This is a genomic window from Acinetobacter higginsii, from assembly GCF_000369845.1.
GTDB classification, from domain to species: domain Bacteria; phylum Pseudomonadota; class Gammaproteobacteria; order Pseudomonadales; family Moraxellaceae; genus Acinetobacter; species Acinetobacter higginsii.
This window is the reverse complement of record NZ_KB850213.1, coordinates 144,418-169,249: the sequence shown is the minus strand read 5'-3', so window position 1 is coordinate 169,249 and position 24,832 is coordinate 144,418. Positions and strand designations below refer to the sequence as shown.

The 24,832-nt window shown below is 42.2% G+C and carries 24 protein-coding genes; 12 read left to right on the top strand and 12 right to left on the bottom strand.

Annotation, left to right across the window (positions count from 1 at the left end; translation table 11 throughout):
- Positions 1-5 precede the first annotated feature (5 nt).
- From F885_RS13175 to coaE, 3 genes are read left to right on the top strand one after another with little or no spacing between them, the layout of a single operon-like run.
- Positions 6-1,232: a type II secretion system F family protein gene (locus tag F885_RS13175; protein ID WP_005314943.1), complete on the top strand. Its 1,227-nt coding sequence runs from the start codon at positions 6-8 to the stop codon at positions 1,230-1,232.
- Between the two features lie 5 nt (positions 1,233-1,237).
- Positions 1,238-2,098: a prepilin peptidase gene (locus tag F885_RS13180; RefSeq protein ID WP_005314940.1), complete on the top strand. Its 861-nt coding sequence runs from the start codon at positions 1,238-1,240 to the stop codon at positions 2,096-2,098.
- Between the two features lies 1 nt (position 2,099).
- The gene (gene coaE, locus F885_RS13185) at positions 2,100-2,705 is read left to right on the top strand and encodes a dephospho-CoA kinase (RefSeq protein ID WP_005314937.1); all 606 of its coding nucleotides are present in this window, start codon (positions 2,100-2,102) and stop codon (positions 2,703-2,705) included.
- Here the strand turns inward: coaE and F885_RS13190 are convergent.
- From F885_RS13190 to ppnP, 3 genes are all read right to left on the bottom strand, one after another.
- The gene (locus tag F885_RS13190) at positions 2,702-3,613 is read right to left on the bottom strand and encodes a DMT family transporter (protein ID WP_005314935.1); all 912 of its coding nucleotides are present in this window, start codon (positions 3,611-3,613) and stop codon (positions 2,702-2,704) included. The two genes, coaE and F885_RS13190, sit on opposite strands and share 4 nt — an antisense overlap.
- A gap of 30 nt (positions 3,614-3,643) precedes the next feature.
- On the bottom strand, positions 3,644-4,393 hold the full coding sequence (rlmB, locus tag F885_RS13195; protein WP_004802304.1) for a 23S rRNA (guanosine(2251)-2'-O)-methyltransferase RlmB: 750 nt from the start codon (positions 4,391-4,393) through the stop codon (positions 3,644-3,646).
- Between the two features lie 130 nt (positions 4,394-4,523).
- Positions 4,524-4,850: a pyrimidine/purine nucleoside phosphorylase gene (gene ppnP / locus F885_RS13200; protein WP_004802302.1), complete on the bottom strand. Its 327-nt coding sequence runs from the start codon at positions 4,848-4,850 to the stop codon at positions 4,524-4,526.
- Positions 4,851-5,366: 516 nt separating this feature from the next.
- Here ppnP and recN point away from each other — a divergent pair.
- The 3 genes from recN to ruvX all read left to right on the top strand — a co-directional run bounded on the left by recN (position 5,367) and on the right by ruvX (position 8,130).
- The gene (gene recN, locus F885_RS13205) at positions 5,367-7,025 is read left to right on the top strand and encodes a DNA repair protein RecN (protein WP_005314931.1); all 1,659 of its coding nucleotides are present in this window, start codon (positions 5,367-5,369) and stop codon (positions 7,023-7,025) included.
- Between the two features lie 114 nt (positions 7,026-7,139).
- Complete coding sequence (locus F885_RS13210) at positions 7,140-7,694, top strand: YqgE/AlgH family protein (RefSeq protein ID WP_004802298.1); 555 nt, start codon at positions 7,140-7,142, stop codon at positions 7,692-7,694.
- A complete protein-coding gene (gene ruvX / locus F885_RS13215) occupies positions 7,687-8,130 on the top strand; it encodes a Holliday junction resolvase RuvX (RefSeq protein ID WP_005314927.1) in 444 nt (147 codons plus the stop codon). The genes F885_RS13210 and ruvX overlap by 8 nt, the downstream gene beginning before the upstream one ends.
- Positions 8,131-8,239: 109 nt before the next feature.
- Here ruvX and F885_RS13220 read toward each other — a convergent pair whose 3' ends face one another.
- The 3 genes from F885_RS13220 to F885_RS13230 all read right to left on the bottom strand — a co-directional run bounded on the left by F885_RS13220 (position 8,240) and on the right by F885_RS13230 (position 11,599).
- Entirely contained in the window at positions 8,240-9,241 is a 1,002-nt protein-coding gene (locus tag F885_RS13220) for an HlyD family secretion protein (RefSeq protein ID WP_005200512.1), read from the bottom strand.
- 65 nt (positions 9,242-9,306) lie between these two features.
- A complete protein-coding gene (locus F885_RS13225) occupies positions 9,307-9,513 on the bottom strand; it encodes a DUF1656 domain-containing protein (protein ID WP_005314924.1) in 207 nt (68 codons plus the stop codon).
- Positions 9,506-11,599 carry an FUSC family protein gene (locus F885_RS13230; RefSeq protein WP_005314922.1) on the bottom strand — a complete coding sequence of 698 codons (2,094 nt, stop codon included), beginning with the start codon at positions 11,597-11,599 and terminating at the stop codon, positions 9,506-9,508. Before F885_RS13230 ends, F885_RS13225 begins: the two co-directional genes overlap by 8 nt.
- A gap of 430 nt (positions 11,600-12,029) precedes the next feature.
- On the opposite strand from F885_RS13230, the gene F885_RS13235 reads away from it, so the two are divergent.
- Complete coding sequence (locus F885_RS13235) at positions 12,030-12,809, top strand: IclR family transcriptional regulator (protein WP_005314920.1); 780 nt, start codon at positions 12,030-12,032, stop codon at positions 12,807-12,809.
- Between the two features lie 216 nt (positions 12,810-13,025).
- Here the strand turns inward: F885_RS13235 and pgsA are convergent, their stop codons facing one another.
- From pgsA to lpxO, 5 genes are all read right to left on the bottom strand, one after another.
- Complete coding sequence (gene pgsA, locus F885_RS13240; protein WP_004802289.1) at positions 13,026-13,613, bottom strand: CDP-diacylglycerol--glycerol-3-phosphate 3-phosphatidyltransferase; 588 nt, start codon at positions 13,611-13,613, stop codon at positions 13,026-13,028.
- 103 nt (positions 13,614-13,716) lie between these two features.
- Positions 13,717-14,514, bottom strand: coding sequence for a thioesterase family protein (locus F885_RS13245; protein ID WP_004802286.1), 798 nt, complete (start codon positions 14,512-14,514; stop codon positions 13,717-13,719).
- Between the two features lie 104 nt (positions 14,515-14,618).
- Positions 14,619-16,418 carry an excinuclease ABC subunit UvrC gene (gene uvrC / locus F885_RS13250; RefSeq protein ID WP_005314917.1) on the bottom strand — a complete coding sequence of 600 codons (1,800 nt, stop codon included), beginning with the start codon at positions 16,416-16,418 and terminating at the stop codon, positions 14,619-14,621.
- 103 nt (positions 16,419-16,521) lie between these two features.
- Entirely contained in the window at positions 16,522-16,941 is a 420-nt protein-coding gene (locus tag F885_RS13255) for a PH domain-containing protein (RefSeq protein ID WP_005314915.1), read from the bottom strand.
- A 90-nt stretch (positions 16,942-17,031) separates the two neighbouring features.
- The gene (gene lpxO, locus F885_RS13260; protein ID WP_004802281.1) at positions 17,032-17,946 is read right to left on the bottom strand and encodes a lipid A hydroxylase LpxO; all 915 of its coding nucleotides are present in this window, start codon (positions 17,944-17,946) and stop codon (positions 17,032-17,034) included.
- 394 nt (positions 17,947-18,340) lie between these two features.
- Here lpxO and fadB point away from each other — a divergent pair, with 394 nt between their 5' ends.
- The 3 genes from fadB to F885_RS13275 all read left to right on the top strand — a co-directional run bounded on the left by fadB (position 18,341) and on the right by F885_RS13275 (position 22,471).
- Positions 18,341-20,494, top strand: a complete 2,154-nt coding sequence (fadB, locus tag F885_RS13265) for a fatty acid oxidation complex subunit alpha FadB (protein ID WP_005314912.1) — start codon at positions 18,341-18,343, stop codon at positions 20,492-20,494.
- 12 nt (positions 20,495-20,506) lie between these two features.
- Positions 20,507-21,679, top strand: coding sequence for an acetyl-CoA C-acyltransferase FadA (fadA, locus tag F885_RS13270; protein WP_004802276.1), 1,173 nt, complete (start codon positions 20,507-20,509; stop codon positions 21,677-21,679).
- Between the two features lie 168 nt (positions 21,680-21,847).
- The gene (locus F885_RS13275; RefSeq protein WP_005314910.1) at positions 21,848-22,471 is read left to right on the top strand and encodes a PH domain-containing protein; all 624 of its coding nucleotides are present in this window, start codon (positions 21,848-21,850) and stop codon (positions 22,469-22,471) included.
- A gap of 48 nt (positions 22,472-22,519) precedes the next feature.
- On the opposite strand, the gene F885_RS13280 is transcribed toward F885_RS13275, so the two are convergent.
- The gene (locus tag F885_RS13280; RefSeq protein ID WP_005314907.1) at positions 22,520-23,026 is read right to left on the bottom strand and encodes a hypothetical protein; all 507 of its coding nucleotides are present in this window, start codon (positions 23,024-23,026) and stop codon (positions 22,520-22,522) included.
- Positions 23,027-23,301: 275 nt separating this feature from the next.
- Here F885_RS13280 and F885_RS13285 point away from each other — a divergent pair, with 275 nt between their 5' ends.
- Both F885_RS13285 and F885_RS13290 read left to right on the top strand, forming a co-directional pair.
- Positions 23,302-24,018 (top strand): YidX family protein, encoded by a 717-nt coding sequence (locus F885_RS13285; protein ID WP_032859206.1) that lies wholly within the window; start codon positions 23,302-23,304, stop codon positions 24,016-24,018.
- 87 nt (positions 24,019-24,105) lie between these two features.
- Positions 24,106-24,804 carry a YidX family protein gene (locus F885_RS13290; protein WP_005314896.1) on the top strand — a complete coding sequence of 233 codons (699 nt, stop codon included), beginning with the start codon at positions 24,106-24,108 and terminating at the stop codon, positions 24,802-24,804.
- The last annotated feature ends 28 nt before the right edge of the window (positions 24,805-24,832 follow it).

Below are 24,832 nucleotides of genomic sequence, written 5' to 3'. Positions count from 1 at the left end.
TAATCATGGCAGCTAAAAAAGCGCAAATGATGCCAACTTTTGCTTATGAAGGGGTCGACCGGAAAGGGGCAAAAATTAAAGGGGAATTACCGGCACGGAATATGGCTTTGGCTAAAGTCACGCTGCGTAAACAAGGGGTAACCATCAAAAATATTCGAGAAAAACGTAAAAATATTCTCGAAGGCTTGATGAAGAAAAAAGTCACCACACTAGATATCACTATCTTCACCCGCCAATTGGCTACGATGATGAAAGCGGGTGTCCCATTGGTACAAGGCTTTGAAATTGTCGCGGAGGGATTAGAAAATCCATCCATGCGTGAAGTGGTTCTAGGTATTAAAGGCGAAGTTGAAGGGGGTAATACCTTTGCTGGCGCACTCAAAAAATATCCTCAATATTTTGACAACCTATTTTGCTCTTTGGTTGAATCCGGTGAACAGTCTGGTGCGCTTGAAACCATGTTAGATCGCGTCGCGATTTATAAAGAGAAAAGTGAATTACTGAAACAAAAAATTAAAAAAGCCATGAAATATCCAATCACAGTCGTTGTGGTTGCTGTGATTGTGACGATTATTTTGATGGTCAAAGTAGTCCCCGTATTCCAAGATTTATTTAGCTCTTTTGGTGCAGATCTCCCCGCCTTTACCAAAATGGTGGTAGAAATGTCAAAATGGATGCAGGAATACTGGTTTATTCTGATTATTGTGATTGGAGCCATTATTGCGTCTTTTCTTGAAGCCAAAAAACGCAGTAAAAAATTCAGAGATCTACTGGATAAAATGGCACTCAAAGCTCCTATTTTCGGAGATTTAGTCTATAAAGCCATTATTGCACGTTATAGTCGTACGCTTGCGACGACATTTGCAGCAGGGGTTCCGCTGATTGATGCACTTGAATCTACTGCTGGTGCAACCAATAACGTCATTTATGAAGAAGCCGTCATGAAAATTCGTGAAGATGTGGCAACAGGCCAACAATTACAATTTGCGATGCGTGTTTCTAACCGTTTTCCGTCGATGGCGATTCAAATGGTCGCAATTGGCGAAGAGTCTGGTGCCCTAGACAGTATGCTCGACAAAGTTGCGACACATTATGAAAATGAAGTCGACAATGCCGTCGATGGCTTAACCTCAATGATGGAACCTTTAATCATGGCAATTCTTGGGGTGTTGGTCGGTGGTCTGGTCATCGCCATGTATTTACCAATCTTCCAAATGGGTTCTGTGGTCTAATCCTTATGCAACAATTTTTTTCTTATTTTATTGAAAACCCAACCGCTCTTTATCTCGTGGTTGGGCTTTTTAGTTTATGCATCGGCAGTTTTTTAAATGTTGTCATTTTTCGTACTCCCCGCATGATGGAGCAGGAGTGGCAGCAAGAATGTCAAATGCTGTTACACCCAGAACAACCCACCATTGATCAAAGTAAACTGACTTTAAGCCAACCAGCCTCAACCTGTCCGAAATGTGACTCGCCTATTCGTTGGTATCAAAATATCCCAGTGATTAGTTGGTTAGCTCTTCGTGGTAAATGTGGGACGTGCCAGAATCCGATCAGTATCCGTTATCCACTGATTGAATTACTCACGATGATCTGTTCTTTGGTTGTAGTTGCAGTCTTCGGTGCAACCATCCAAATGCTGTTTGGTCTAATCTTAACTTGGGTACTGATTGCCTTAACGTTTATTGATTTTGACACTCAACTGCTGCCTGATCGTTTTACCCTACCCTTAGCTGCTTTGGGTTTGGGAATAAATAGCTATGCAATTTACACGACAGCCAGTGCCGCAATTTGGGGTTATTTAATTGGTTTCCTATGCCTTTGGATTGTTTATTATATTTTTAAACTGATTACAGGCAAGGAAGGTATGGGCTATGGTGACTTCAAACTCCTCGCAGCCTTAGGCGCTTGGATGGGGCCAATGCTGCTGCCTTTAATTGTGTTACTCTCTTCAATGCTTGGCGCAATTATTGGTATTATCTTGATAAAAGTGCGCGGTGAAAATCAACCTTTTGCATTTGGTCCTTATATTGCGATTGCAGGTTGGATTGCATTTTTATGGGGTGATCAGATTATGAAAGTTTATCTAGGTGGTTAATATGCGTTTTATCTTGGGCATTACAGGTGGTATTGGTAGTGGAAAATCGGCTGCTACACAATGGTTTGAATCCCAAGGTATTGCCGTGGTCGATGCAGATGTAGTAGCCCGAGAAGTGGTTGAACCAGGTCAGCCCGCTTTGCAAGCGATTCAACAAGCATTTGGTGACTGGGTCTTATTGGAAGATGGTAGTCTCGATCGGCGTGCACTCCGTGAACATATCTTCCAATTTCCAGAAGCACGCCAAAACTTAGAAAACATTACCCATCCGGCCATTCGTCAGTCGATTATTCAGCAATTACAACAAGCTGAAAGCCCATATGTGATTTTAGTTTCACCACTCTTATTTGAAACCAATCAGCATGAGCTGGTTCAGCACACCCTACTGGTCGATGCTGATGAACAAACACAACTACAACGTGCCAGCCAACGTGATGGACAGAATGAGGAACAAATTCGAAAAATTATTGCCGCACAAATGCCACGCAGCCAAAAACAGCAGTTGGCAAATGATATCGTGATCAATGATGGGCTGTTAGAACATCTCCATCAACAGCTCAAACCTTTGCACTTCAGTTATTTACAACGAGCAGAACACACTTTTTAGCCTTGTTTCTGTTTAGCGAGTTGAGTCGCTAAAGTATCTTTACGCAGCCATCGCCATGGCTGCAAAGCACCAATTCCCATCCCGATCAAGCCACACACAATCGCGGCATTCAGCGGCTCATTCAATAAAGGAACTGCCACAGCAGCAGCAATAAATGGTGCCAATGTGACAATGCTACCGGTCTTAAATGCACCCAAACGCTCAATCGCAGCTACATAAGTCAACGTTGCCACGATCACCACCAAGACACCATGAAACAGCCCTTGAATCAATAAATGTACAGGAGCTGCATCTTGAAAATGCTTAGGAATAAATAAAATATAAATCGGTAAATAAATAATCGCCGACCAAATCACCACGCCAGCGGTTGCATGCCAAGCTGATAATTTCCATTGTTTCAGCAATACTGTAAAAATCCCCCACCACACTGCACTGATAAAAAGTAGTAAATCTCCTACGCCTAATGCCGAAGCTTGATCATGCAGCATGAGATAACTCATCAGCATCAAAGCTGCCATCATAATTATTAAACTGAACCAAGTGTGTTTATCAAAAGGCTGTCTAAATAATACATAAGCAGCCACAGCGGTACACAAGGGAATACAACCATTGAGAAAGATAGCGGCATGCGCTGCTGGCGCATGTGAAAAAGCGTTATAGACGGTGAGACAATAAACCAAGCCACCGATCAGTGCCAAAATGATTGGACGTGAATCCCACAAAAATGCGAAATCTTTTTTATAGATTAAGACTGGGAGCAGAATCAAAGAAGCAATCGCAAAGCGCATTGCCACCAGATCCCAGACACTGACATGCCAATGTGCATTGAGACGGGAAAAAATGGTAAATCCGCCCCAAATACACATGGTAATAAAGACAAAGAAATAGCCTTGCGTACGGATGGTCATCTGAGTTTACATTGCCAACATTTGGCTAAATTATACAGCACTACGCTGACGACACGCCTCATAAAGTGCCATACCTGTTGCCACACTGACATTCAGACTTTGTAGATCACCAGACATTGGAATATAAACGGTATGATCACATTGTGACTGAGTAATTGGACGAAGTCCCGTATCTTCTGCACCCATCACAATCACGACAGGACCTTTGAAATCACATTGTTGTATCGGCAATGCTTTCTCATCCAGCATCGTCCCGATCACACGGGTATGAGTGGTGTCTTTTAAATGCGCTAGGGTTCGAGCGAGGTTAGTGACTTGAATAAATTTCACTTTTTCAGCGCCGCCTGCTGCAACTTTACGTGCTGTCGGGGTTAAACTGGCTGAACGATCACGGGGAACAATCACCGCCTGAACACCCATCGCAGCCGCAGTACGAATACATGCGCCCAGATTATGCGGATCAGTCACTTGGTCAAGTGCTAACAACAATGCATCTGGCGACTGTTGCATGATTTCATCCAAATCTTTTTCATTTAAGGTTGGATGTGGACGCACAGCAGCCACCACACCTTGATGAAATGGTAGCCCTGCAAGCTTTTCCAAGCTATCACGACTGGCTTTTTGTACACTGATACCAAAAGGCTCTGCCAACTGCAAAATTTTTTGCAAACGCTGATCATCACGACCTTTCAATGTAAATAAAGTCAAAACGCGTTCAGGCTCCAACTCCAACAATGACTCAACTGAATGAACGCCATAATAATATTCGGGTTTTGCCATGAACGACCTCGTTTAGAAGCTCCTCTTTTATCAAGAGGATATTAGGGAATTTTAAAAAAATAAAAATCCTGCAAAGGAACTTTACAGGATTTTCTTTGAGCGTAGTGTACTCGATTTAAGAAGGAATAGGTTAACCTTCTAAATGGCAAACATAATCGAGTACTTCATCTGCTTCAATGTGAAACATGCTATTTCCAGGTACATAAAAAGACTGACCTGCGCGGAATAATTCACTTTCAGTGCTATCTGCGATTTTGACACGACATTCACCAGAAATAATTTCCATACGCTCTGGCACATGTGTTTCGAACGTTAACGCTTGTTCAGTAGGTAAAATAACACCTAAAGTCTTTTTTGTACCATCTTCAAATTGTACAGTATGGCTAATACACGCCCCACCAAAATACACATTCGATTTCTTAATGACCGTTACATGATCAAATTGCACTGAACTCATGCGTACTCTCCAAATAATGCCGCATTTATATTAGATTATGCTGGACGTAGTTTAATTGTGCCGTGACAACTAATCAATCCATTTTCTAGGCTAAACATAGCAATTTTCATACCTGAGCGAGGATTAACAAAGCGAAGCTTTGTCCGAGCGCAAGTCGAACAGCTATGCTGTGAGTGGCGAGAAAAAACAAAGCAACGCTTTGTCTGGGCGCAAGGCGAGCAGCTATGCTGCGAGTGAAGAGGATTAACAAAGCATAAGAAGCATCGCTTCACAAGGTTCGGGCGCAAGAGCGCCATATATGACTCATATGCTGCGAGTGGTAAGGATTAATAAAGCTAAGCATAAGGCCTACCGCTTTTTTACCCATGACTCAGAAATACAAAGTGAAACGTTCTCTTAAACTTACAAACAATCAGCAATTCCTCAGTAAATCAGGAAAATCCTGTATTCCGCTCTTGTCGTCACTTTAAAACTTCTCTATCTTTAAGCAAAAGATTCCGTGCATTGGATGCGTTTATGCTCACCCATTTAACTTTAATTAATTTTGCACTCGCCGACCATCTGGCTTTAGACATTGAACAAGGCTTCAATGTGCTGACTGGTGAAACTGGTGCGGGCAAATCATTACTGTTAGATGCACTTTCAGCATGCTTAGGTGAACGCACTGATACCAATTATGTGCGTTATGGTGCAGACAAAGCCGATGTTACCGCTGTGTTTAGTTATCAGCCCCAAAGTGCGGAAGCACATTGGCTCACCGAACATGAATTGGATGATGATTCAGGTGAGATCCATTTAAGACGTGTGATTTTTGCCACAGGTCGCAGCAAAGCATGGATTAACGGTCGCCCAAGCAGCTTGGCAGAACTCAAAGAAATTGGGCGTTTACTGGTTCAACTCTATAGCCAACATAGCCAGCAACAATTACTCGAACCACCCTATCCAAAACATTGGCTCGATCGTTATCATAATTTTGCCGAACCTTCGCAAGCAGTCCGTGAAGCGTATAGCACATGGCAACGAAATATTCGGCAACATCAAGCCGCTTTAGATGCACAAGCGACACGTATTCAAAAAATACAAAGCCTAGAGTCCCAAATAGAAGAGCTTGAAGAGGTTGTTCAAACCGATTATCGCGAAACAGAACAAGAATTTGATCGTCTCAGCCATCATGAACATATCATGCAGGACTGTAGTTATAGCCTCAATGTCTTGGATGAAGCGGAACAAAATATCACCCAAGAAGTTGCCTCAATCATTCGTCGCTTAGAATCTCATGCAGGTCGTAGCGAACAGTTAGCCAATATTTATAACTCTTTATTAAATGCACAAAGCGAAATAGACGATGCAACCGCAAGTTTACGTCAGTTTATTGATCGTCAAAGCTTTGACCCTGAACGCATGGAACACTTGAATGCCACCCTCGAAGTCTTCCATCGTCTAGCACGTAAACACCGCACTCAACCGGAATTACTGAAACAAGAATATGAAACTTGGCAGCAAGAATTAGAGCAACTGCACCAACTTGAAGATCCAGAAACGCTGGCCGAACAAGTTGAAGTTTCATATCAGGCATTTATTCAAGCTGCGCAACATCTGGATGATATTCGTCGTGCAGCCGCAATTCCATTGGCGAAACAACTGACTGAACAAGTTAAACCATTGGCACTCCCTGAAGCACATTTTGAGTTTAAATTTGAACCACAAGAACCCAATGCAGAAGGTCTAAGCTTTATTCAGCTTCTCTTTACTGCAAATAAAGGGATTCCACCGCAACCATTGGCACGCGTTGCATCAGGTGGTGAGTTATCTCGTATTGCACTGGTAATGCAAGTGATGAATGCAGAAAAAACCGATGCAGAAGTGTTGGTCTTTGATGAAATTGATGTGGGAATCAGTGGTGGCACAGCAGAAGTGGTGGGCCGCTTACTGGCTGATCTGGCACAACATGTCCAATTATTATGTATCACACATCAGGCACAAGTTGCAGCACAGTCAGATCAACATTTATTGGTGAAAAAACAACAGACAGACCCAGCCAGCAGTACCATCATCGAGTTGGGAGAGGAACAGCGTATCCTCGAATTGGCCCGCATGTCTGGCGGGGTCGAAATTAGCGAAACCACCTTACAACATGCACGCCAACTGCGTCAGCTTAAGTTCCAAACGGCCTAATTAAAGCGATAAAATTTCAGAAAAAGATTGGCGAAATCCGATTAACTCTTGTATGTTGATAAAAAGAACCTATATAGATAAATCAACACAATACATTGATGGAGAATCGCCTAGGTGACGAAACAATATTTAACTCACCGTTGTCTCATCGCTCCACCAGACATGGCAGATGACTTTTTTGCCAATACAGTCATCTATATTGCTCGCCATGACGAAGACGGCGCTCAAGGCATCATTATCAACCGACCTTCAGACTTACAAATCAAAGAATTACTCAATGATTTAGAGATTGATGCAGATAACGTACATCCTCATGCGGTATTGCAAGGTGGTCCTTTGCGCCCTGAAGCTGGCTTTGTGCTTCATACTGGTCAACCGACATGGCATTCATCCATTGCGATTGGTGAAAATGTCTGTATCACCACCAGTAAAGATATTCTGGATGCGATTGCACATAACGAAGGTGTTGGACGTTATCAAATTGCCTTGGGTTACGCCAGCTGGAGTAAGAATCAGCTCGAAGAAGAAATGATCCGGGGAGATTGGCTGATCTGTGAGTCGGATATGGATTTGATTTTTAATCTGCCTTATCACGATCGCTGGGATGCTGCTTACAAGAAAATTGGGGTAGACCGCACGTGGTTTGCTTCTGAGATTGGCCATGCCTGATATGCAAACACCCCAATCCATCATGGCTTTTGACTTTGGTACCCAAAAAATGGGGATGGCGATGGGTCAATCCAGTATTGAAAGTAGCAATCCCCTACCATTATTTCCAATGAAAGATGGTATTCCAGACTGGGATAAATTATTAAAGATTGTCAAAGAATGGCAACCCAATTTATTTATCGTGGGCTTACCACTGAATATGGATGATAGTGAATCTGAACTGTCTGCTCGGGCGCGAAAATTCGCCCGCCGTTTACGCCACCAAACCAATATTGAAACTTGGATGGTGGATGAGCGCCTAACCACACGGGAGGCCAGAGAAGAACTCGAATTTTATCAAAGTAAAGGTCAGGCAAAACGTTTATCTGCTGATAGCTTTGCAGCGGCGCTATTGATTCAGAGCTGGTATCGCGACCCAGCTGGAATTACACCTTAAAAATATCCCCATAAGATTCAATCGCCTAGTGCTATACATACCACTAGGCGATTATGTAAAACTCAAAGCACGTTTCACGAATAAGATAAGATTTTTAACCTTAATTGAATTACTTCTCGATAATTCTCACTGTTGCCGTCCGCCCAGAAACAAAGGCCAATGGATTTTTCGGCTGCTCATCCAATACAATTTTCACTGGTACGCGCTGTGCCAAACGTACCCAACTAAAGGTTGGATTCACATTGGCCAATAAGTTTGAACTACCAGAACGCTCACGATCTTCAATCCCGCTAGCAATACCTTGCACATGACCGCGAATTCTTTGCTTATCACCCATTAACTGTACGGTTGCAGCATCACCGACATGGATACGGTTCAGCTTGGTCTCTTCAAAATAACCGACGACATAGAGCTGATGACGGTCTAATAAAGCAGCAACCGCCTGTCCTACCTTCACATAATTACCCACCCGTAAGTCAAAGTTCGACAAGGTGCCATCCGCAGGTGCAACTACTTCAGAACGATTAAGATTCAACTCAGCCAAATGTAGGCTGCTGGTTGCCACTTCGATTAATGCTTGCTGCTGTTGAATGGCTGCATTGGCTTGCTCAATACTGGCAGTGAGCTGCTCACGCTCAGCAACAGCTTGATCACGAGTCGCAAAAACCTGATCTTGCTCTTGTTTAGAAATCGCACCATCCATCAAGCTGGCATAACGTGCTGCATTTTTCTCAGCCAGTTTCATATTGGCCTCAGTTTTCACTAAACTCGCTTTCGAACCTGCTAAATTTGCATGTGCTTGTGCTAAACCTGCTTTGGCTTTGGCAAGATCTGATTTGGCTTGTTCAACATCCAAAGCCTGACGTGCCACATCAATCTTGAACAGAACCTGCCCTTTTTTTACCGTCTGGTTGTCTTGTACCAAGACTTCAGTCACCAAACCATTTACATCAGAAGCAACCTGAATCACATCACCACGTACACGTCCATCGCGTGTCCACGGTGCTGCATTGTAGTAATTCCATAAATGCACGATGGTGTAAACGGCAATCACAACTGCAACCAGCAATACAATTGGACGTATAACTTTTCTTACATCAAATGCACTCATGTTTATTACCTCTACCACCTTTCTTTAAATCATTAAATTTTAGAATGAGCATTTCATCCAAGACCTCAGGCCCACAGCCAAACAAACAGACAATGCACCATTAGCATCAAACCCAAGTAAAAGCACAAATTGAAAATACTGGGCAATGCAATCCAGCCTTTGATGACCAAACGATCAACTAAGGGGCTGAGTAGCTTAAACAGTACATAAGCAACAATGGCTTGTACCAAAAGGATTGGGATATAAACCCCATAAAGATTCATTTCACCCATGAGATACCCCTAAACCATATCTGTCCGAATACATCTGTTCGATTGAGACATGACCAATACTTTCACAAATATTATTCAGTGAAATGAGCAGCCGTTGCCGCAACTGCACATCTTCAATCTGATGAGAGATGTCTTGTAAACGTTCTATTTGTTGCACAATCTGAATCGGAAAATGATGAATTGAAAGTTGCTTTTCTTGGCTTTGAAAATAATCTGCCAACTGCTGTTGTAACTGGTTCAAGCCATTTTGTAGCTCCAACAATTGTGGCAATTTTTGGCTTATTTCTTGCAAACGAACTAAATCGACAATCGAACTACTTTCAACCAATGCATTGTGAATGGCCGTTTTCACCTCTGGGTTTTGTACCATCTTGGTATTTAATACCCCAACACGGTCCAACATACTACGTAAATGAATTTTAAAATCAGTGCCATAAGACAGATGCAAAGCTTGGCGCATCGCTTGGTAATGCAAAGCTAAAATTCGCGTCGCGCTGGTATCTGGTGAAACAGCACGCACCAAATCAATCACAATCAGGGACACCAAAACGCCTAACACCATGGCAAAGGAACTATCCAGATAAGACACAGCATCCATCGTATATTTGTTGTGTAGGTTCAACCCCATCATGGTATTAATCCCCAGTACCATCCCCACAGGCATCAACATCTGATTGGCCATCAAGGTCACAGCAACCAGGAATACCGGAAATAGCACCAATGCCAATTGCCAGAAATGAGTGATATGCGGAAAGATTCCAAAAGCATAGATGAAAACTAAACCCGCCGAGACAATGCTGCCCCAAATAAAAATACGTAATACAGGTACAGGATTATCCAAGGCCGTTAAGATACAGGCCGTAATCGCCCCCATCTGCGCCATCATAAAGCCCGCTTTCCAACCCGAAAGAATCCAAGCTGCGGTCACAATAAAAGTAATCAACACCGCACTGATGCCGCCACGAACGGCAATACCATGATCCCGATGCAAACTTGGATACTTGGTGGTGATTGCAGTAATTTCAGTTGGAATCTCTTTATTGCCTTGCTGAATCTGCTGCCAAATCAATTTCACTGCCAGCATATTGGCAATAAAGTGGCGAACGTCCATCTTCAAGGCACCCAATACAATTTGCTGTTCAGCTGTGGCTTGCGCAATCAGCTCGGCAAAATCTTCTTCGAATCTAGTGGGTAAACCCTGCAAATCACTGGGTTGAACAATGCGCTCTTGCTTTAAAAAAGCCAATGTATCTTGGCGGATACGATTTAAATGCGGCCTAAGATTGCTCAATTGCATTTGTTCAAGTTGTTTCACCCGTTGCGATAAAGCCACCAGATTGGCCACCACCAATGACACCTGATGCAGCATTTCCTGCAAGGTTTTGGTCATGCCTTTTAACTCACCTTTTTCATAAGCCAAATGTACGGCTAAAGCATGAATATCAGCTGTATCACGGGTAATCACAGACAAAATTTGCGTATAGTTTTCTGGTGTTTCTTGAACAGTGATCAGCTTTTCAAAGGTACTTTCCAGATCATTCAGGGTTTTATTAACCCGCTGTTTAATCATTGCACCAACATGCACAGGGAAAAAGGTTGCTGAAACCACGGCGGTTGAAATCACCCCCACAGAAATCTCAAGCACACGAGCCAAGGCAATATCAAAAATATTATAGGTATCAATATAGGTAATCGCGTTATACACAATCATGGCGGTTGAATAACCCGCTAGCATGAATACATAGCTTCGTGGTGTCCGGTCGAGCAAAGAGACGTAGAGTGCAAAGCCCACCCACAAGGACAAAATAATGGTAAACAGCCAAGGGGTATTAATAAAATGGGGGGTCAGAAACAAAGCAATCATGGCCCCTGCAACCGTTCCCACCAAGCGATAGACACATTTTGAAGACACCATCCCCGAATAGGGACTGGCAATAATCAACACCGTACCAATCGACCACATCGGATTAATCAAATCCAATTCAAACGAAATAAACAGTGCCAACATGCCTGCTACAAAGGTTTTGCAGGCAAATATGAGGTCAAGCCGACTCGGTCTAAAAGCCAACAGCTGTTTAAATAGCATGAGTATGTCTCGGTTCAGCGTCAGTTTAATCACGCATGTCATCACTAAAAAAGTGACAAGCTGTCCAGACTGATTTGAAAGCATTCAGATCAGGGCAAGTGCGATGAGTGAAACTGGATATAAGGAGTGATCTGCAATACTTAGCATTTTTAGGCGTTTTCAGCTAAAAATAATTATCCACATAAGACATTGCATAGCTTATTTTTTCAAAATCGAGTAAATTAGTCAACATAAATTATCACCATTTGATAATTTTTCATTTTAATTTAAAATAATCACAATAAAATTTATCATTTTTCTCAGTATTCACCCTAAACGATTGATCTCGGATGATCAGATTTAAAAGTACATACACGACCTTTCGCTTTTCTGTTATAAAGCAATAAAAGTTCGGTTTTCACGTTATTTTGTAAGGAGTAGGCGTCCCATCATGGCAATTTCGAGTTTTGGTAAAATTCTTACTGTACTGGATTTATTTTCAGTTTCACGTCCGATTATCAATGTCGATATCATTTGTGATGAGCTTGCGCTATCCAAACCTACCGCTTATCGTTATCTCAAAGAACTGGTTTCGACAGACATCTTAAAACGGATTAGTGGTACATCGGGTGACTATACGCTTGGCTCTAAAATTGCCGTTTTAGATTATATTTCCCACAGCACTGACCCGCTGATTCAAATCAGCATTCCCTTTATGCGCGATATCGTGGAACGTACCGAACTGTGCTGCTTATTAACCTATTTAAATCATGATTATTGTATCGACCTACATCATGAGACCTTTAAAGATGCCGAATTACTCTCTTTTGGCCGAGGTTGTCCACGCCCTGTTTACGTCGGTGCTTCACCCAAGATCGTGATTGCACATTTAAGCAAGCAACGTATTCAAGCCTATTATCAGCAGTTTTCAAAAGAATTGGCACAAGTTGGATTTGCTCAGACTCAGGATGAATTCATCCAGCACATGCGGAAAATCAAAAAACAGGGCTTCTACTTATCCCAAGGTGAAATCGATCCTCAACTGTGCAGTTTGTCTGTGCCGATCCGTTTCTCCAACAAAGAAGCGCCGATTGCGCTCACATTAGTGGCTTCAAAGAATCGTTTTGACTTCATCAACATTCAAAAGTTAATTGAAATTTTGCAAAATAATGCGGCTCAAATTGAACATAAATTTGCAACACTGTCTGAGAACCAAGGCAACCCCATTTGAGAATATTAAAAAACATTTACATTTTACACGGTTGTAAATTTCAGCAAATTCTCATATGATGATTATGTTCTTCAGCATACTCTCCCAAAAGAGCATGGCTTTCCTCAGAGAACTAAGCTCATCGTTGTATGGGCTTTTTTCTTGTCTAGCCATTCATCAGGCAATAAAAAAGCCCTCTTTCTAGAAGGCTTTTTAAATATTAGCTTTGTAATACGATTAAGGCTGTTTTAAGTACGGCCATGCTGCTTTCAAATAAATAAACATCGACCATAGGGTGAGAATCACAGCAGCGTACAGTAAGGCATAGGCCCATATTTCCAAAGGCTTCCAGTTCAATAAGAACACACTAATCGCAATCATTTGGAAAGCTGTTTTGTATTTTCCAACAGTCGACACTGCAACACTGGTACGAGCACCTAACTCTGCCATCCACTCACGTAGCGCAGAAACGGTAATCTCTCGCGAAATAATTACAATCGCAGCAAAAGCCATTGAAATATTCGGCTGCCATTGCACCAATACAATCAGTGCTGCTGCAACCATCAACTTATCTGCGACTGGATCAAGGAACCGCCCAAAAGCAGAGCTTTGATTTAAAGTTCGTGCCAAATAGCCATCCAACCAATCTGTCACCGCAGCAAGTACAAATACCGCTGTCAGTATCAGATGACGCATCATTCCCCCATGATGCTCAGCAATTCCAATTGCCGGTGGCCAATAAGCAATCACCAAGAAAACAGGAATTAGGGCAATACGTGCCAAAGTTAAAATATTAGGAATGTTCAGGATTTGCCCTGTACTCATAAACACCGCCATGTTGTTCGCATCAAATATGCATGTCGCACAAAGGATGTGCCGAGATTATCCATGTGTAAGCAACTTTATACGAAATGCACCGCAGTGTCGACTAGGCAAAAACGGCAACTGTCTGTCTAAGTACCGCAATTAAGCGGTTTTCACGATCCCAGATATACGCATATTCAGTTGAATAACCATGTTCTGCATATTCAGTCACGACTTTGTATTTAAACCAATCTTGAATTTGATCCACAATCGGCTGCAAATAGGTAATCTGCCAAGTCAAGGAGCTGGCTGGTGCAGGCGTTTTAAACATAGGTAAAACCCCAGGTGGCCAGACATCCATCAGTGCAAACAGATCTGCCAATTGCATGTTACGGTTTGGATGCAAACTAGGTGCAAACCGCCCCCAGCCACCAAAATCAGGCACCTTACTGCCTGCCATTGGATAACTCCCTTCTGCCCAACACAATTCAAATTGCTGTAAACATTCGGGCATTAACCCCTCAATATAGAAGGTTTTATCCAGTTGTTCGGCCGTTGGATAGTCAGGAACTGTAGGTAAGTTTTGCACATGAATCCGCGATTCACGTTGTAGGCCAAAACTGGCCACCAAAATACTTTGTACCGCATCATCCTGCCAGAGTCGGATTTCTAAAGTCGTGACTGATTTTCCTTCACGTAATATTTCAGCACTGAGTCTGGCTCGTCCTTGTTGCACTGGGCCGACAAAAGTGATGTTACAGCTTAACAGTTGTTTTGCTGCATCTTGTACCGTACTCAGCGCCTTTTGGATCATCAGTCCGGCAATCAACCCGCCAAACACTGTCCGGCCTTGTAGCCAACCTGATGGAATATCGATCCATTCTTGTTGTTCAACCTGTTGATAGAGCGGAAGCAAGGACATCATTTTTCCTTCATCATCGAAATACACTATCTTTGAATGTTTTTCGCCATTTGTGAATGATCGTTTACACCGCAATATTGGGAAGATTGTGTCAATCGGTCAAATTACTCATGTAAAATTTTATAAATCGTCCGCGCCAGAACCTCACCTAACCCCGGGACTAACATCAACTCTTTTTCCGATGCTCTGAGTACCCCTTGTATCCCCCCAAAATGCGTCAATAAATCACGACGACGCTTTGGTCCAAGTCCGGGAATGGCTTCTAAGACTGAGCTACTACGGCGCTTATCGCGCTTGGCACGGTGTTTGGTGATCGCAAAACGATGCGCTTCATCACGCACCTGTTGAATGAGGTGTAGCGCTTTATGATCTTCTGGAAGCTGAATCTTGGTGCCATCGGTAAAATGTAATGTTTCCAATCCTGGCTTACGACCTTCACCTTTAGATACCCCGATCATAAAGGCATCCAGCTCTAGCTCTTGCATAACCTCCATCGCCATATGTAATTGTCCTTTACCTCCATCAATGAGCAGAAGATCAGGCAACATATTCTTTTTATAGCGACGGATCAAGGCTTGCCGCATTGCAGCATAATCATCGCCACCCGTAATATCCTGAATGGCAAATTGACGATAGTCCCTCTTTCGTGACCCACCTTGATCGAACACCACACAGGAAGCAATTGGTGCTTCGCCCATGGTATGACTAATATCAAAGCATTCAATCCGATCAATCGGACGTCCCACCACCTGTTCAAGCTGATGAAATCGTTCAGTTAACTCTAAATGATTACTGAGCTTACCTTTAATGGCATGCTGTACATTCATTTGAGCCAACTCTAACCATTCAGCTCGAGTCTCACGGATTTTATGCTTGATCTGTACCTTTTTATTAAAAGTTTGCTGTAACGCTTCTTCCAATTGTTTTTGATCTGGCACATCAACATTCACAATCAACTCTGTCGGCACTTCATCGGCAACTTGGAAGTAAAAGTTCGCCATAAAGTCACTGAGCATTTGTCCCAAATCATCACTTAGCATATCGGGGAAATAGCTTTTCCCGCCGAGCATGCGTCCATTACGCACATACATAATCTGGACGCAAGTCACCCCAGCTTGATAAGCAATCGCCAGAATATCAGCTTCACCTTTGATTTTAAACACCGCTTGTTGCGCCTGCACTTCACGAAGTAAAGACAAACGATCTCGATAGAACACCGCCTTTTCAAATTCCAGTGCTTCAGCCGCCTGCTCCATTTTCCCAATCAGTTCTTGATTTAGTTCTTTGGTATCGCCCTGAAGGAATCTAATCGAGTTATCAACATCTTCTTTATATTCTTCAGGACTAATCAAGCCGACGCAAGGCGCGGTACAGCGTTTAATCTGATATTGCAGACACGGACGTTTGCGCTGTGAAAAATAGCTGTTCTCGCATTGGCGAACATTGAACAGCTTCTGTAACACCAATAATGTGTCACGCGCGCTATAAGCACTTGGGTACGGCCCAAAAAACTTACCAATTTGATGCTTGCCCTTACCTCGTCCACTGGCAATCCGAGGATAGGGCTTGTCTGAAGAAACAAAGATATAGACGTAGGATTTATCGTCCCGCAGCATAATGTTATAAGGCGGACGGTGCAGCTTAATTAGGTTTTGCTCAAGCAATAGCGCTTCGGTTTCTGAACGTACCACCAAGCTTTCAATATCATAAATACGGGCAACCAAGGCCTGTGTTTTCGGATGCTCAATGGTTTTTACAAAATAGCTCGACACACGATTTTTTAGGTTTTTGGCTTTGCCTACATATAGTAATTCCCCATCTTTACCTAGCATTTTATAAACGCCAGGCAACTGAGTCATATGCGCCAGTATTTTTTCAATGTGTTCTCGAGCGTTTGGGTTCACGACATGCCTATTCTCTCTATTTACATCACATGATGTGATGTTTGCTCAATTTTTTTCAAGCCTTAAATGCGAATATCGTGTAAGCGCCAAGTTTATAAGTGATTTAATACTTCGAAAGGGTTTGATTTAAGGCCTTGCAAAACCTCTGTTTATCTTTAGGCGAAATCAAAATATGACTTGTAATTCCATCTTTCTGATAATCAATACGCAAACGATCCAAAGATAAAGCAGGAGATGAAATTAAATTATGGCTCGAGGATATTTTAATAATGTCAGATTTATTGATCTGCCACTTGAAGAACATCGAACGAATCGTTAAATGTTGTTCTGTCACAATATAACGCGTATTAAAAATCGGCCACCATAATAGAGCGATCGTCAGAAAATAGAGTACGGTATGTTCAGGATACTCCTGCATGGTGCCTTTCATATACATCGTCCATAAAAATTGCAGTAACAAGCCTGTCGTTGCAATCACTACACCCCAGAACCACCAATCAATTTTAGAACGAAACGTTTGCATAGATTTTCAAAGTGAATTGTTATGAATTAAAAATATTCTAAGCCAAATCCCATAAAAAAACGCCCTTTCGGGCGTTCATATTATTCAAACTTAAAAAACATAAGGACGAATAAAAATGAGGAAGAATAGACCGAGCATGATGAACCACTTCAAAAAGTAATACAGGGAACGGTTCGATTTCTTCAAAGCTTTGGCTTTAATACGAATCTGGTAAATATAGCCAAATGCTTTGTTTAAACCACCTGTTTGATCACCAGCTTCATTGGGTGAGCTCGCAGCCGTCATCACACTTTTACCAAACCAGTGATTAAACTTCTCCATAAAGCGGGTCTTTAATGGACGCTCTACATCTGCGAAGAAAATAATGCGGTTTTGGTCTGTGGTATTTTCAGCATAGTGAATATAGGTTTCATCAAAAACCACACTCTCACCATCACGCCAAGAATAGCGCTCACCATCGACATCGATAAAGCAGCGATCATCATTCGGTGTGATTAAACCTAAGTGATAACGTAATGAACCTGCATACGGGTCACGGTGACGAACCAAACGGCTATCGGGTGCCAGCTCAGTAAACATTGCGGCTTTAATCGTTGGCAATGTCTTTAACAAAGCGGTTGTTTTTGGACAAAGTTCGGCCGCTGATGGATGTGCCGAGTCGTACCATTTCAGATAGAACCGTTTCCAGCCTGTTTTAAAGAATGAGTTAAAGCCCAGGTCATCATAGCTACTTGAAGCTTTAATACCACCTTTGTCGTACAAAGCTTTAGCTTCATCACGAATCATTTCCCAATTTTCATCCAGCACTTTTAAGTCCTGAAAATGTTGAGTGTCGATATACGGTTGATTCGGCACTTTGGAAAACATGTACATTAAAAAGTTAATGGGTGCGAGAATCGTAGAATGGTCAAAAAACTGACGATAAAACGAATGCTTTACTTTACCACGGCGCTGAATATACAAAGCCGAAATGATAAAAATCGCTAATATGATCCACTTAATCATAGATTACTCTATCTTCTTAGCTGAAAACCAAATGCTCAGTTTGATGAATCAAATCTCAAAATCGCACTCAAAATAAGCTTGCTATTCTAGCAAATTTGTCGACTTAAATACCAATGAGCTTACCTAAATCGGACAAAAGCACTTTTAAAATTTCTCATCACAATCAAAGAGTAAACGCTCTATTTTAGTCGAAAAATTTATTTTTATTCATGATTTAGCAGTTCAAGTCCAAGATTACAATAAATTGATGACCCTAGCGTCACGGCTTGATACAACTTGTTATGTCCTTTTTGGATATAGTTATCGTAAGATTAGCGAAGCTTTTTTGTGTGCTGAAGCGCACATACGCTTTATGACATCCACTCAGAATCCTCCACAACAAGGGAGATCAGGCATGATCCACGCTGGCAATGCCATTACCGTCCAAATGCTTGCGGACGGAATTGCAGAATTCCGCTTTGACTTACAAGGTGAGTCGGTTAACAAGTTTAACCGTGCAACCATCGAAGACTTCCAAGCAGCGATTGCTGCAGTGAAAGCCAATAACGATATTAAAGGCTTAGTTGTTACCTCTGGCAAATCAACATTCATCGTTGGTGCTGATATCACTGAATTCGGCCAAAACTTCGCTGCAGGCGAGCAAGCGATTGTTGATTGGCTTATGCCTGTACACGAGATCTTCAACAGTTTTGAAGACTTAGATCTACCGAAAGTTGCTGCGATCAATGGTACAGCGCTTGGTGGTGGTTTTGAAATGTGCTTGGTGTGTGACTATCGTGTGATGTCAGAACAAGCGCAAGTGGGCTTACCAGAAATCAAATTGGGTATCTATCCTGGTTTTGGTGGTAGCGTACGTTTAAGCCGTTTAATCGGTATCGACAATGCCGTTGAATGGATGGCAATGGCGAACCCGAAAAAACCAGCTGCTGCACTAAAAGATGGTGCTGTAGATGCGGTTGTTGCTGCGGACAAATTACAAGAAGCTGCTGTTGATCTCGTTAAACAAGCCATTGCTGGTCGTTTGAACTGGAAAGCAAAGCGTCAAGAAAAATTAGACGCAATCAAATTGAACCCACTTGAACAAATGATGGCGTTCAATACGGCGAAAGGTGCGGTCCTTGCGAAAGCAAACCCTGCTCAATACCCTGCGCCAAAATTATTGCTTGATTCATTACAAGCTGGTGCAAGTTCAACACGTGATGACGCGTTAAAAGCAGAAGCACAAGGTTTTGCAAAAGCAGCGATTACACCACAAGCAGGTGCATTGATTGGTTTATTCATCAATGACCAAGTCGTGAAGAAAACTGCGAAAAAATATGAGAAAGGTGCTCACCCTGTTAACCAAGCAGCTGTATTAGGTGCGGGTATCATGGGTGGTGGTATTGCTTACCAAGCGGCAAGCAAAGGCACACCAATCATCATGAAAGACATTGGTAACCCACAACTTGCACTCGGTATGAAAGAAGCGAATGGCTTGCTCACTAAGCAAGTTGAACGCAAGAAAATGAAACCAGCGCAAATGGGTGAAACACTGGCTCGCATCCGCCCAACTTTAAGCTATGACGAGTTTAAAGAAGTGGATATCGTGATCGAAGCCGTGACTGAAAATCCAAAAGTAAAAGAAATCGTGCTTGCTGATACTGAAAAGCATGTTCGTGAAAATACAATCATTGCATCTAACACATCAACAATTTCAATTACACGTTTGGCGAAAGCATTACAACGTCCTGAAAACTTCGTTGGTATGCACTTCTTCAACCCAGTACACATGATGCCACTTGTAGAAGTGATTCGTGGGGAAAAGACTTCTGAAGAAGCGATTGCAACAACTGTTGTTCTTGCTCAAAAAATGGGTAAAACACCAATCGTTGTCAACGACTGCCCAGGTTTCCTCGTGAACCGTGTATTGTTCCCTTACTTTGGTGCATTTGACCTTCTTGTCATAGATGGTGCAGATTTCCAACAAGTTGACAATGTGATGGCGAAATTCGGCTGGCCTATGGGTCCTGCATACTTGATCGACGTTGTTGGTATCGATACAGGTGTTCATGGCGCAGAAGTGATGGCTGAAGGTTTCCCTGACCGTATGAAGCCAGACTACAAAGGTTCTATCGAAGCGATGTACGAAGCAAAACGTCTTGGTCAAAAGAATGACGTTGGTTTCTACAAGTACGTGTTAGACAAGAAAGGTAAGAAAGCGAAAACTGTTGATCCAACAGCATACGAAATCATTGCACCTTTCGTGACTGGCGAAAAACGCGAGTTTGATAACCAAGAAATCATCGACCGTATGATGCTTGCTTTCTGTAACGAAACAGTTCGTTGCTTAGAAGACAACATCGTTGCAACTGCTTCTGAAGCAGATATGGCGATGATCATGGGTGTAGGTTTCCCTCCATTCCGTGGTGGTCCATGCCGTTACATCGACCAAACAGGTGTTGCTGAATACGTTGCGCTTTGCGACAAATATGCACACTTAGGTAAGGCTTATGAAGCGCCACAAATGTTGCGTGACATGGCTGCTAACAACACAAAATTCTACGGTTAAGGAGCGACGTGAATGGCTACTTTAAATCCACGTGACGTTGTGATTGTTGATGGCGTTCGTTCTGCCATGGGCAAATCACGTAACGGTATGTTCCGCAATGTACGTGCCGACAGTTTATCTGCTGAATTAGTACGTGCACTTGTTGCTCGTAACCAGTTTGATACCAACGAAGTTGAAGATGTAATTTGGGGCTGTGTCAACCAAACTTTAGAGCAAGGTATGAACATTGCTCGTAACATTGGTTTATTGGCTGACATTCCAAAAACTGCTGGCGGTCAAACAGTAAACCGTCTTTGTGGTTCTTCAATGCAAGCAATCCACACGGCGGCTGCACAAATTGCAACTAACCAAGGTGATGTATTCATCATTGGTGGTGTTGAGCACATGGGCCACGTCGGTATGATGCACGGCATCGACCTCAACCCAGAAGCGTCTAAACACTATGCCAAAGCATCGAACATGATGGGCTTAACCGCTGAAATGTTAGGTCGTATGAACGGTATCTCTCGTGAAGAACAAGATGCGTTTGGTGTTGAATCTCACCGTCGTGCTTGGGCTGCAACTCAAGAAGGTCGTTTCAAAAACGAAATCGTTGGTGTTGAAGGTCATGATGCTAATGGCTTCAAAATCCTTTGCGACATCGATGAAGTGATTCGTGCGGATGCTAACCTTGAAGCATTCAAAGCATTGAAACCAGTTTTCGATCCTAAAGGTGGTTCAGTCACAGCAGCTACGTCTTCTGCGCTTTCTGACGGCGCATCTGCAATGTTGCTTATGTCTGCTGAACGTGCTCAAGCATTGGGTTTAAAACCACGTGCTGTAATTCGTTCAATGGCGATTGCAGGTTGTGATGCTGCGATCATGGGTTATGGTCCAGTACCAGCAACTCAAAAAGCGCTTAAACGTGCGGGTTTAACCATGGCGGATATCCAAACCATCGAATTAAACGAAGCATTTGCTGCTCAAGGCTTATCAGTCATGAAAGGCTTAGGCGTTTATGACAAACAAGACATCATCAACTTGAATGGTGGCGCGATTGCATTGGGTCACCCATTGGGCTGTTCTGGTGCGCGTATCACAACAACCTTGTTGAACGTGATGGAACAACAAGATACACAAATCGGTCTTGCGACCATGTGTATCGGTCTTGGTCAAGGTATCGCGACCATTATCGAACGTGTTTAATCGACACTAAGATAAAAAGAAAATCCCCGCATTTTGCGGGGATTTTTTTATACGATCAAAATTCGTTTCATGGTTGTATAGAATTCTTAAAATACAAATGCCCACTGTAGACAGAACAATACACGGCAAATTATGATCGCTATTCCAACAAATAATAAGGTTCTAACAATGTTTAAAAATATGGCAGCCGATTTAATGGGAACCAGTGATATCGGTAAGATTATTGAACCTCAAGATTATGATAAAACGGATATTGATGACTATATTTTCCATGAAGACAATGAAAAAATCTTCTTCCTCATCAAAGCAAAAACGGATGAATACTGCTTTACCAACACCGCATTTATCCATCTCGATGGTACCAGTGCTGTTAGCAAGAAAAGAACCCTAAATCGTTATCCCTACAAACACTATCAAATCAGCCGAGTACTACTTGAAACTGCTGGAACCATTGATCGCGATGTTGAAATCAAGTTCCAGTTGGGTGGTGCAGCTTATTCAATTGATATTGAGAAAGCTCAAATCGAGAAAGTGCGCGATTTATATAAAGCGTTGTTTAGTATTTGTGAAGCTTGCAAAGAAATTGAACGCCAATACACCACTCTGGTTCAAACACAGCAAGCCGTAAACAGTATGTTCTCGCTGCGTGAGTTGCCAGAACAGGTGTTACTGAATCTACCTGATATTATTTCGCAAACGACCCTGCAAGTTGAAAACAAGTTTACCGAGCGTCGCAAACAAATAGAAGACTATGATTTTTCGGCTATTTTTGAACGCTATCTGAAGCAATAAGACAAAATCCCCGTAATATGCGGGGATTTTTTTATTCAATTCGGTAATTTAATATGGCTGTTTAAAGCCTCTTAGCCCATCTTGAATTTGCTGCTGTAATCGCAAAATATCATCGGCATTCAACTTAATCGTACCATTGCGAATTCCGTCAATATTATTTCGATTAATATTCAATGGTTCCAGCATTTTAAAAATGCCATTGGTTGGATCAGAAGACTGTAAACCTGATGCAACAGCAAGAATGTATTGCTGCAAAACCGGTGAGTATTGGGATAGATCTGGCTGTGCTGCTACAGGCTGATAATTAACACTCACAGGGTTTTCACTGACACCTGCATTCTGCATGTCATTATGCATTTTATAGACATAATGCTGTAGCGCCTGACGAACTTGCTTGTCTTCTTGAAAGGGAACAAAACCCACTTCTTCACGTAGTTCAGATTCAGCCATGACCCGAATGGTCGGCAATGAGGTCACTTCATCATTTGCCTGTACGACAGGCATGCCCATAAAAGCCAATGCAGTGATCAGGACGGATCGTTTTAGAAAATTCATCGTTTGCTCCAAACATCCCTCATCCATAAGAAGATAATGAGTTAAATAAAAGCATCTAAGAAATAGGCTACAACAAAGTTTGATTTGATTCAGTACAGGTCAGATAAACGGTAAATATCAATCAAATTTAAATTCAGGCACAAATGTATTCTGTCACTACAAGTTTTGGTTAAAGCTCATAAATTAAACTAAAAGTATCTCACTTGAATGTGCGATTCATATTGTTGGAATTTTTGTTTATAGTGACTGTTCAAATTGAATCTAAAAAACAAACAATGAATTTTAAACTATTCAATCAGAAAATATTGAGCTGCTGTTTATTGTCTTGCTTATTTATGACAGGTTGCTCAAGTAATCGAGTTATTGGTGAAACCACACGAGATTTATTCACAAAATATGAATCTGGTCATCAATGGACAACATTAATCGAAGATGACGTAGTTGCCTTTGCTAAACCCTCCATTCCCCTACCCAATGAACCGACGGATAGCATTATCATTGCAGGAAAACAATATAGCTATGTGATTAACAAAGGCGGAGCCGAATTTGTGCAATTGCTTAACCAGCTTAATCCTCAGTATATTCAGATCAGTCGTGATTTAGATTTTATTGCCCCAGCGGCTGATAGCAATCGCTTTAGCGGGAAATTTAGATTTGCTTATACTCCTGCAAATGGAAATCTCAGCGAAAAAGAGCAAGCACTATTTAAGCAATATGGTGTAGCTCCCTGTCACTGCATCAACAAACAAGAACCGCATCGTTTTGAATTAAGTCTTGAAGGCACGGTTTATCCTGCGATCAGTACCATTCAATCCCTACAACCACTATCAAAACTATATCACGTTAGAATTCAATATCTTGACTACAAGAGTGGTAAAGTCCCATTATCGACTAAAGAAAAGTTGGCGCATTTGCCACTACTTCCCTTTACACTCACCCTCGATGCAATTGTTTTGCCTTCTAAAGTTCTGGGTGTTATTTATCAACCCTAATATGATCGATCCTCACCATACAATAATGACAACCTTCAATCCAATCTAAGGCGCAGCTCTAAGCTTTAAAATATAAGGAACACATGGATGTTTACATCTCAAAGAAAGACCGTAATCGCACTAGCAACAATAGCAGGACTCGCGACAGGCTGTGCCACTTCGACACTGATCAAAAAAGACAACCGTTCCTACACCCGTACCGCCAAAGTCACCTTGATTGAAGACAATGTGGTGGCTTTTGGTCGACCTGCACAAACTGCTGCAAATTTACCGAAAGACAGTATCGTCATTGCAGGCCAGAAGAACAGTTATATCCTCACTCAGGGCGGTGCACAATTCGTCACTCTCATCAGCAAACTTGATCCTAGAAACATTCAAATCACTCGAGACCTCAATTTCTATTCAGAAAGGAATGATGGCCATTTTTCAGGAACCTTGCCACTTTCCTATGTGAAGCTGAAAGAAGACCTAAGCAAGAAAGATCTGGAATTCTTTATTGAAAATGGCGCCAAAGAGTGCTCATCCTCAAGTGATGAGCGTATGCGGGCGCAACGCTTCTGCTTTGATATCAAGCTTGCAGGTGTGGTCTATCCTGCGGCCAATAACCTCAACGCATTAAAAGCCCTGAGCAAACCTTATCAAGTCACCATTTATACCCAGAAAGAAGAAAACTATAAATCTAAATCTGGCTTGAATCCTTTTGAAAAACTGGTACTGCTGCCTTTTGCAGTCGCGATTGACGTGGTCAGCCTTCCTTTCCAAGCTGCGGACAAGATTTTTGATTAACGCTACAAAATAAAGCCTTCTCTAACAG

Coding starts and splice junctions, on each gene's coding strand:
- F885_RS13175 (WP_005314943.1), top strand. CDS start 6: ATGGCAGCTAAAAAAGCGCAAATGATGCCAACTTTTGCTTATGAAGGG.
- F885_RS13180 (WP_005314940.1), top strand. CDS start 1,238: ATGCAACAATTTTTTTCTTATTTTATTGAAAACCCAACCGCTCTTTAT.
- coaE (WP_005314937.1), top strand. CDS start 2,100: ATGCGTTTTATCTTGGGCATTACAGGTGGTATTGGTAGTGGAAAATCG.
- F885_RS13190 (WP_005314935.1), bottom strand. CDS start 3,613: ATGACCATCCGTACGCAAGGCTATTTCTTTGTCTTTATTACCATGTGT.
- rlmB (WP_004802304.1), bottom strand. CDS start 4,393: ATGGCAAAACCCGAATATTATTATGGCGTTCATTCAGTTGAGTCATTG.
- ppnP (WP_004802302.1), bottom strand. CDS start 4,850: ATGAGTTCAGTGCAATTTGATCATGTAACGGTCATTAAGAAATCGAAT.
- recN (WP_005314931.1), top strand. CDS start 5,367: ATGCTCACCCATTTAACTTTAATTAATTTTGCACTCGCCGACCATCTG.
- ruvX (WP_005314927.1), top strand. CDS start 7,687: ATGCCTGATATGCAAACACCCCAATCCATCATGGCTTTTGACTTTGGT.
- F885_RS13220 (WP_005200512.1), bottom strand. CDS start 9,241: ATGAGTGCATTTGATGTAAGAAAAGTTATACGTCCAATTGTATTGCTG.
- F885_RS13225 (WP_005314924.1), bottom strand. CDS start 9,513: ATGGGTGAAATGAATCTTTATGGGGTTTATATCCCAATCCTTTTGGTA.
- F885_RS13230 (WP_005314922.1), bottom strand. CDS start 11,599: ATGCTATTTAAACAGCTGTTGGCTTTTAGACCGAGTCGGCTTGACCTC.
- F885_RS13235 (WP_005314920.1), top strand. CDS start 12,030: ATGGCAATTTCGAGTTTTGGTAAAATTCTTACTGTACTGGATTTATTT.
- pgsA (WP_004802289.1), bottom strand. CDS start 13,613: ATGAGTACAGGGCAAATCCTGAACATTCCTAATATTTTAACTTTGGCA.
- F885_RS13245 (WP_004802286.1), bottom strand. CDS start 14,514: ATGTCCTTGCTTCCGCTCTATCAACAGGTTGAACAACAAGAATGGATC.
- F885_RS13255 (WP_005314915.1), bottom strand. CDS start 16,941: ATGCAAACGTTTCGTTCTAAAATTGATTGGTGGTTCTGGGGTGTAGTG.
- lpxO (WP_004802281.1), bottom strand. CDS start 17,946: ATGATTAAGTGGATCATATTAGCGATTTTTATCATTTCGGCTTTGTAT.
- fadB (WP_005314912.1), top strand. CDS start 18,341: ATGATCCACGCTGGCAATGCCATTACCGTCCAAATGCTTGCGGACGGA.
- fadA (WP_004802276.1), top strand. CDS start 20,507: ATGGCTACTTTAAATCCACGTGACGTTGTGATTGTTGATGGCGTTCGT.
- F885_RS13275 (WP_005314910.1), top strand. CDS start 21,848: ATGTTTAAAAATATGGCAGCCGATTTAATGGGAACCAGTGATATCGGT.
- F885_RS13280 (WP_005314907.1), bottom strand. CDS start 23,026: ATGAATTTTCTAAAACGATCCGTCCTGATCACTGCATTGGCTTTTATG.
- F885_RS13285 (WP_032859206.1), top strand. CDS start 23,302: ATGAATTTTAAACTATTCAATCAGAAAATATTGAGCTGCTGTTTATTG.
- F885_RS13290 (WP_005314896.1), top strand. CDS start 24,106: ATGTTTACATCTCAAAGAAAGACCGTAATCGCACTAGCAACAATAGCA.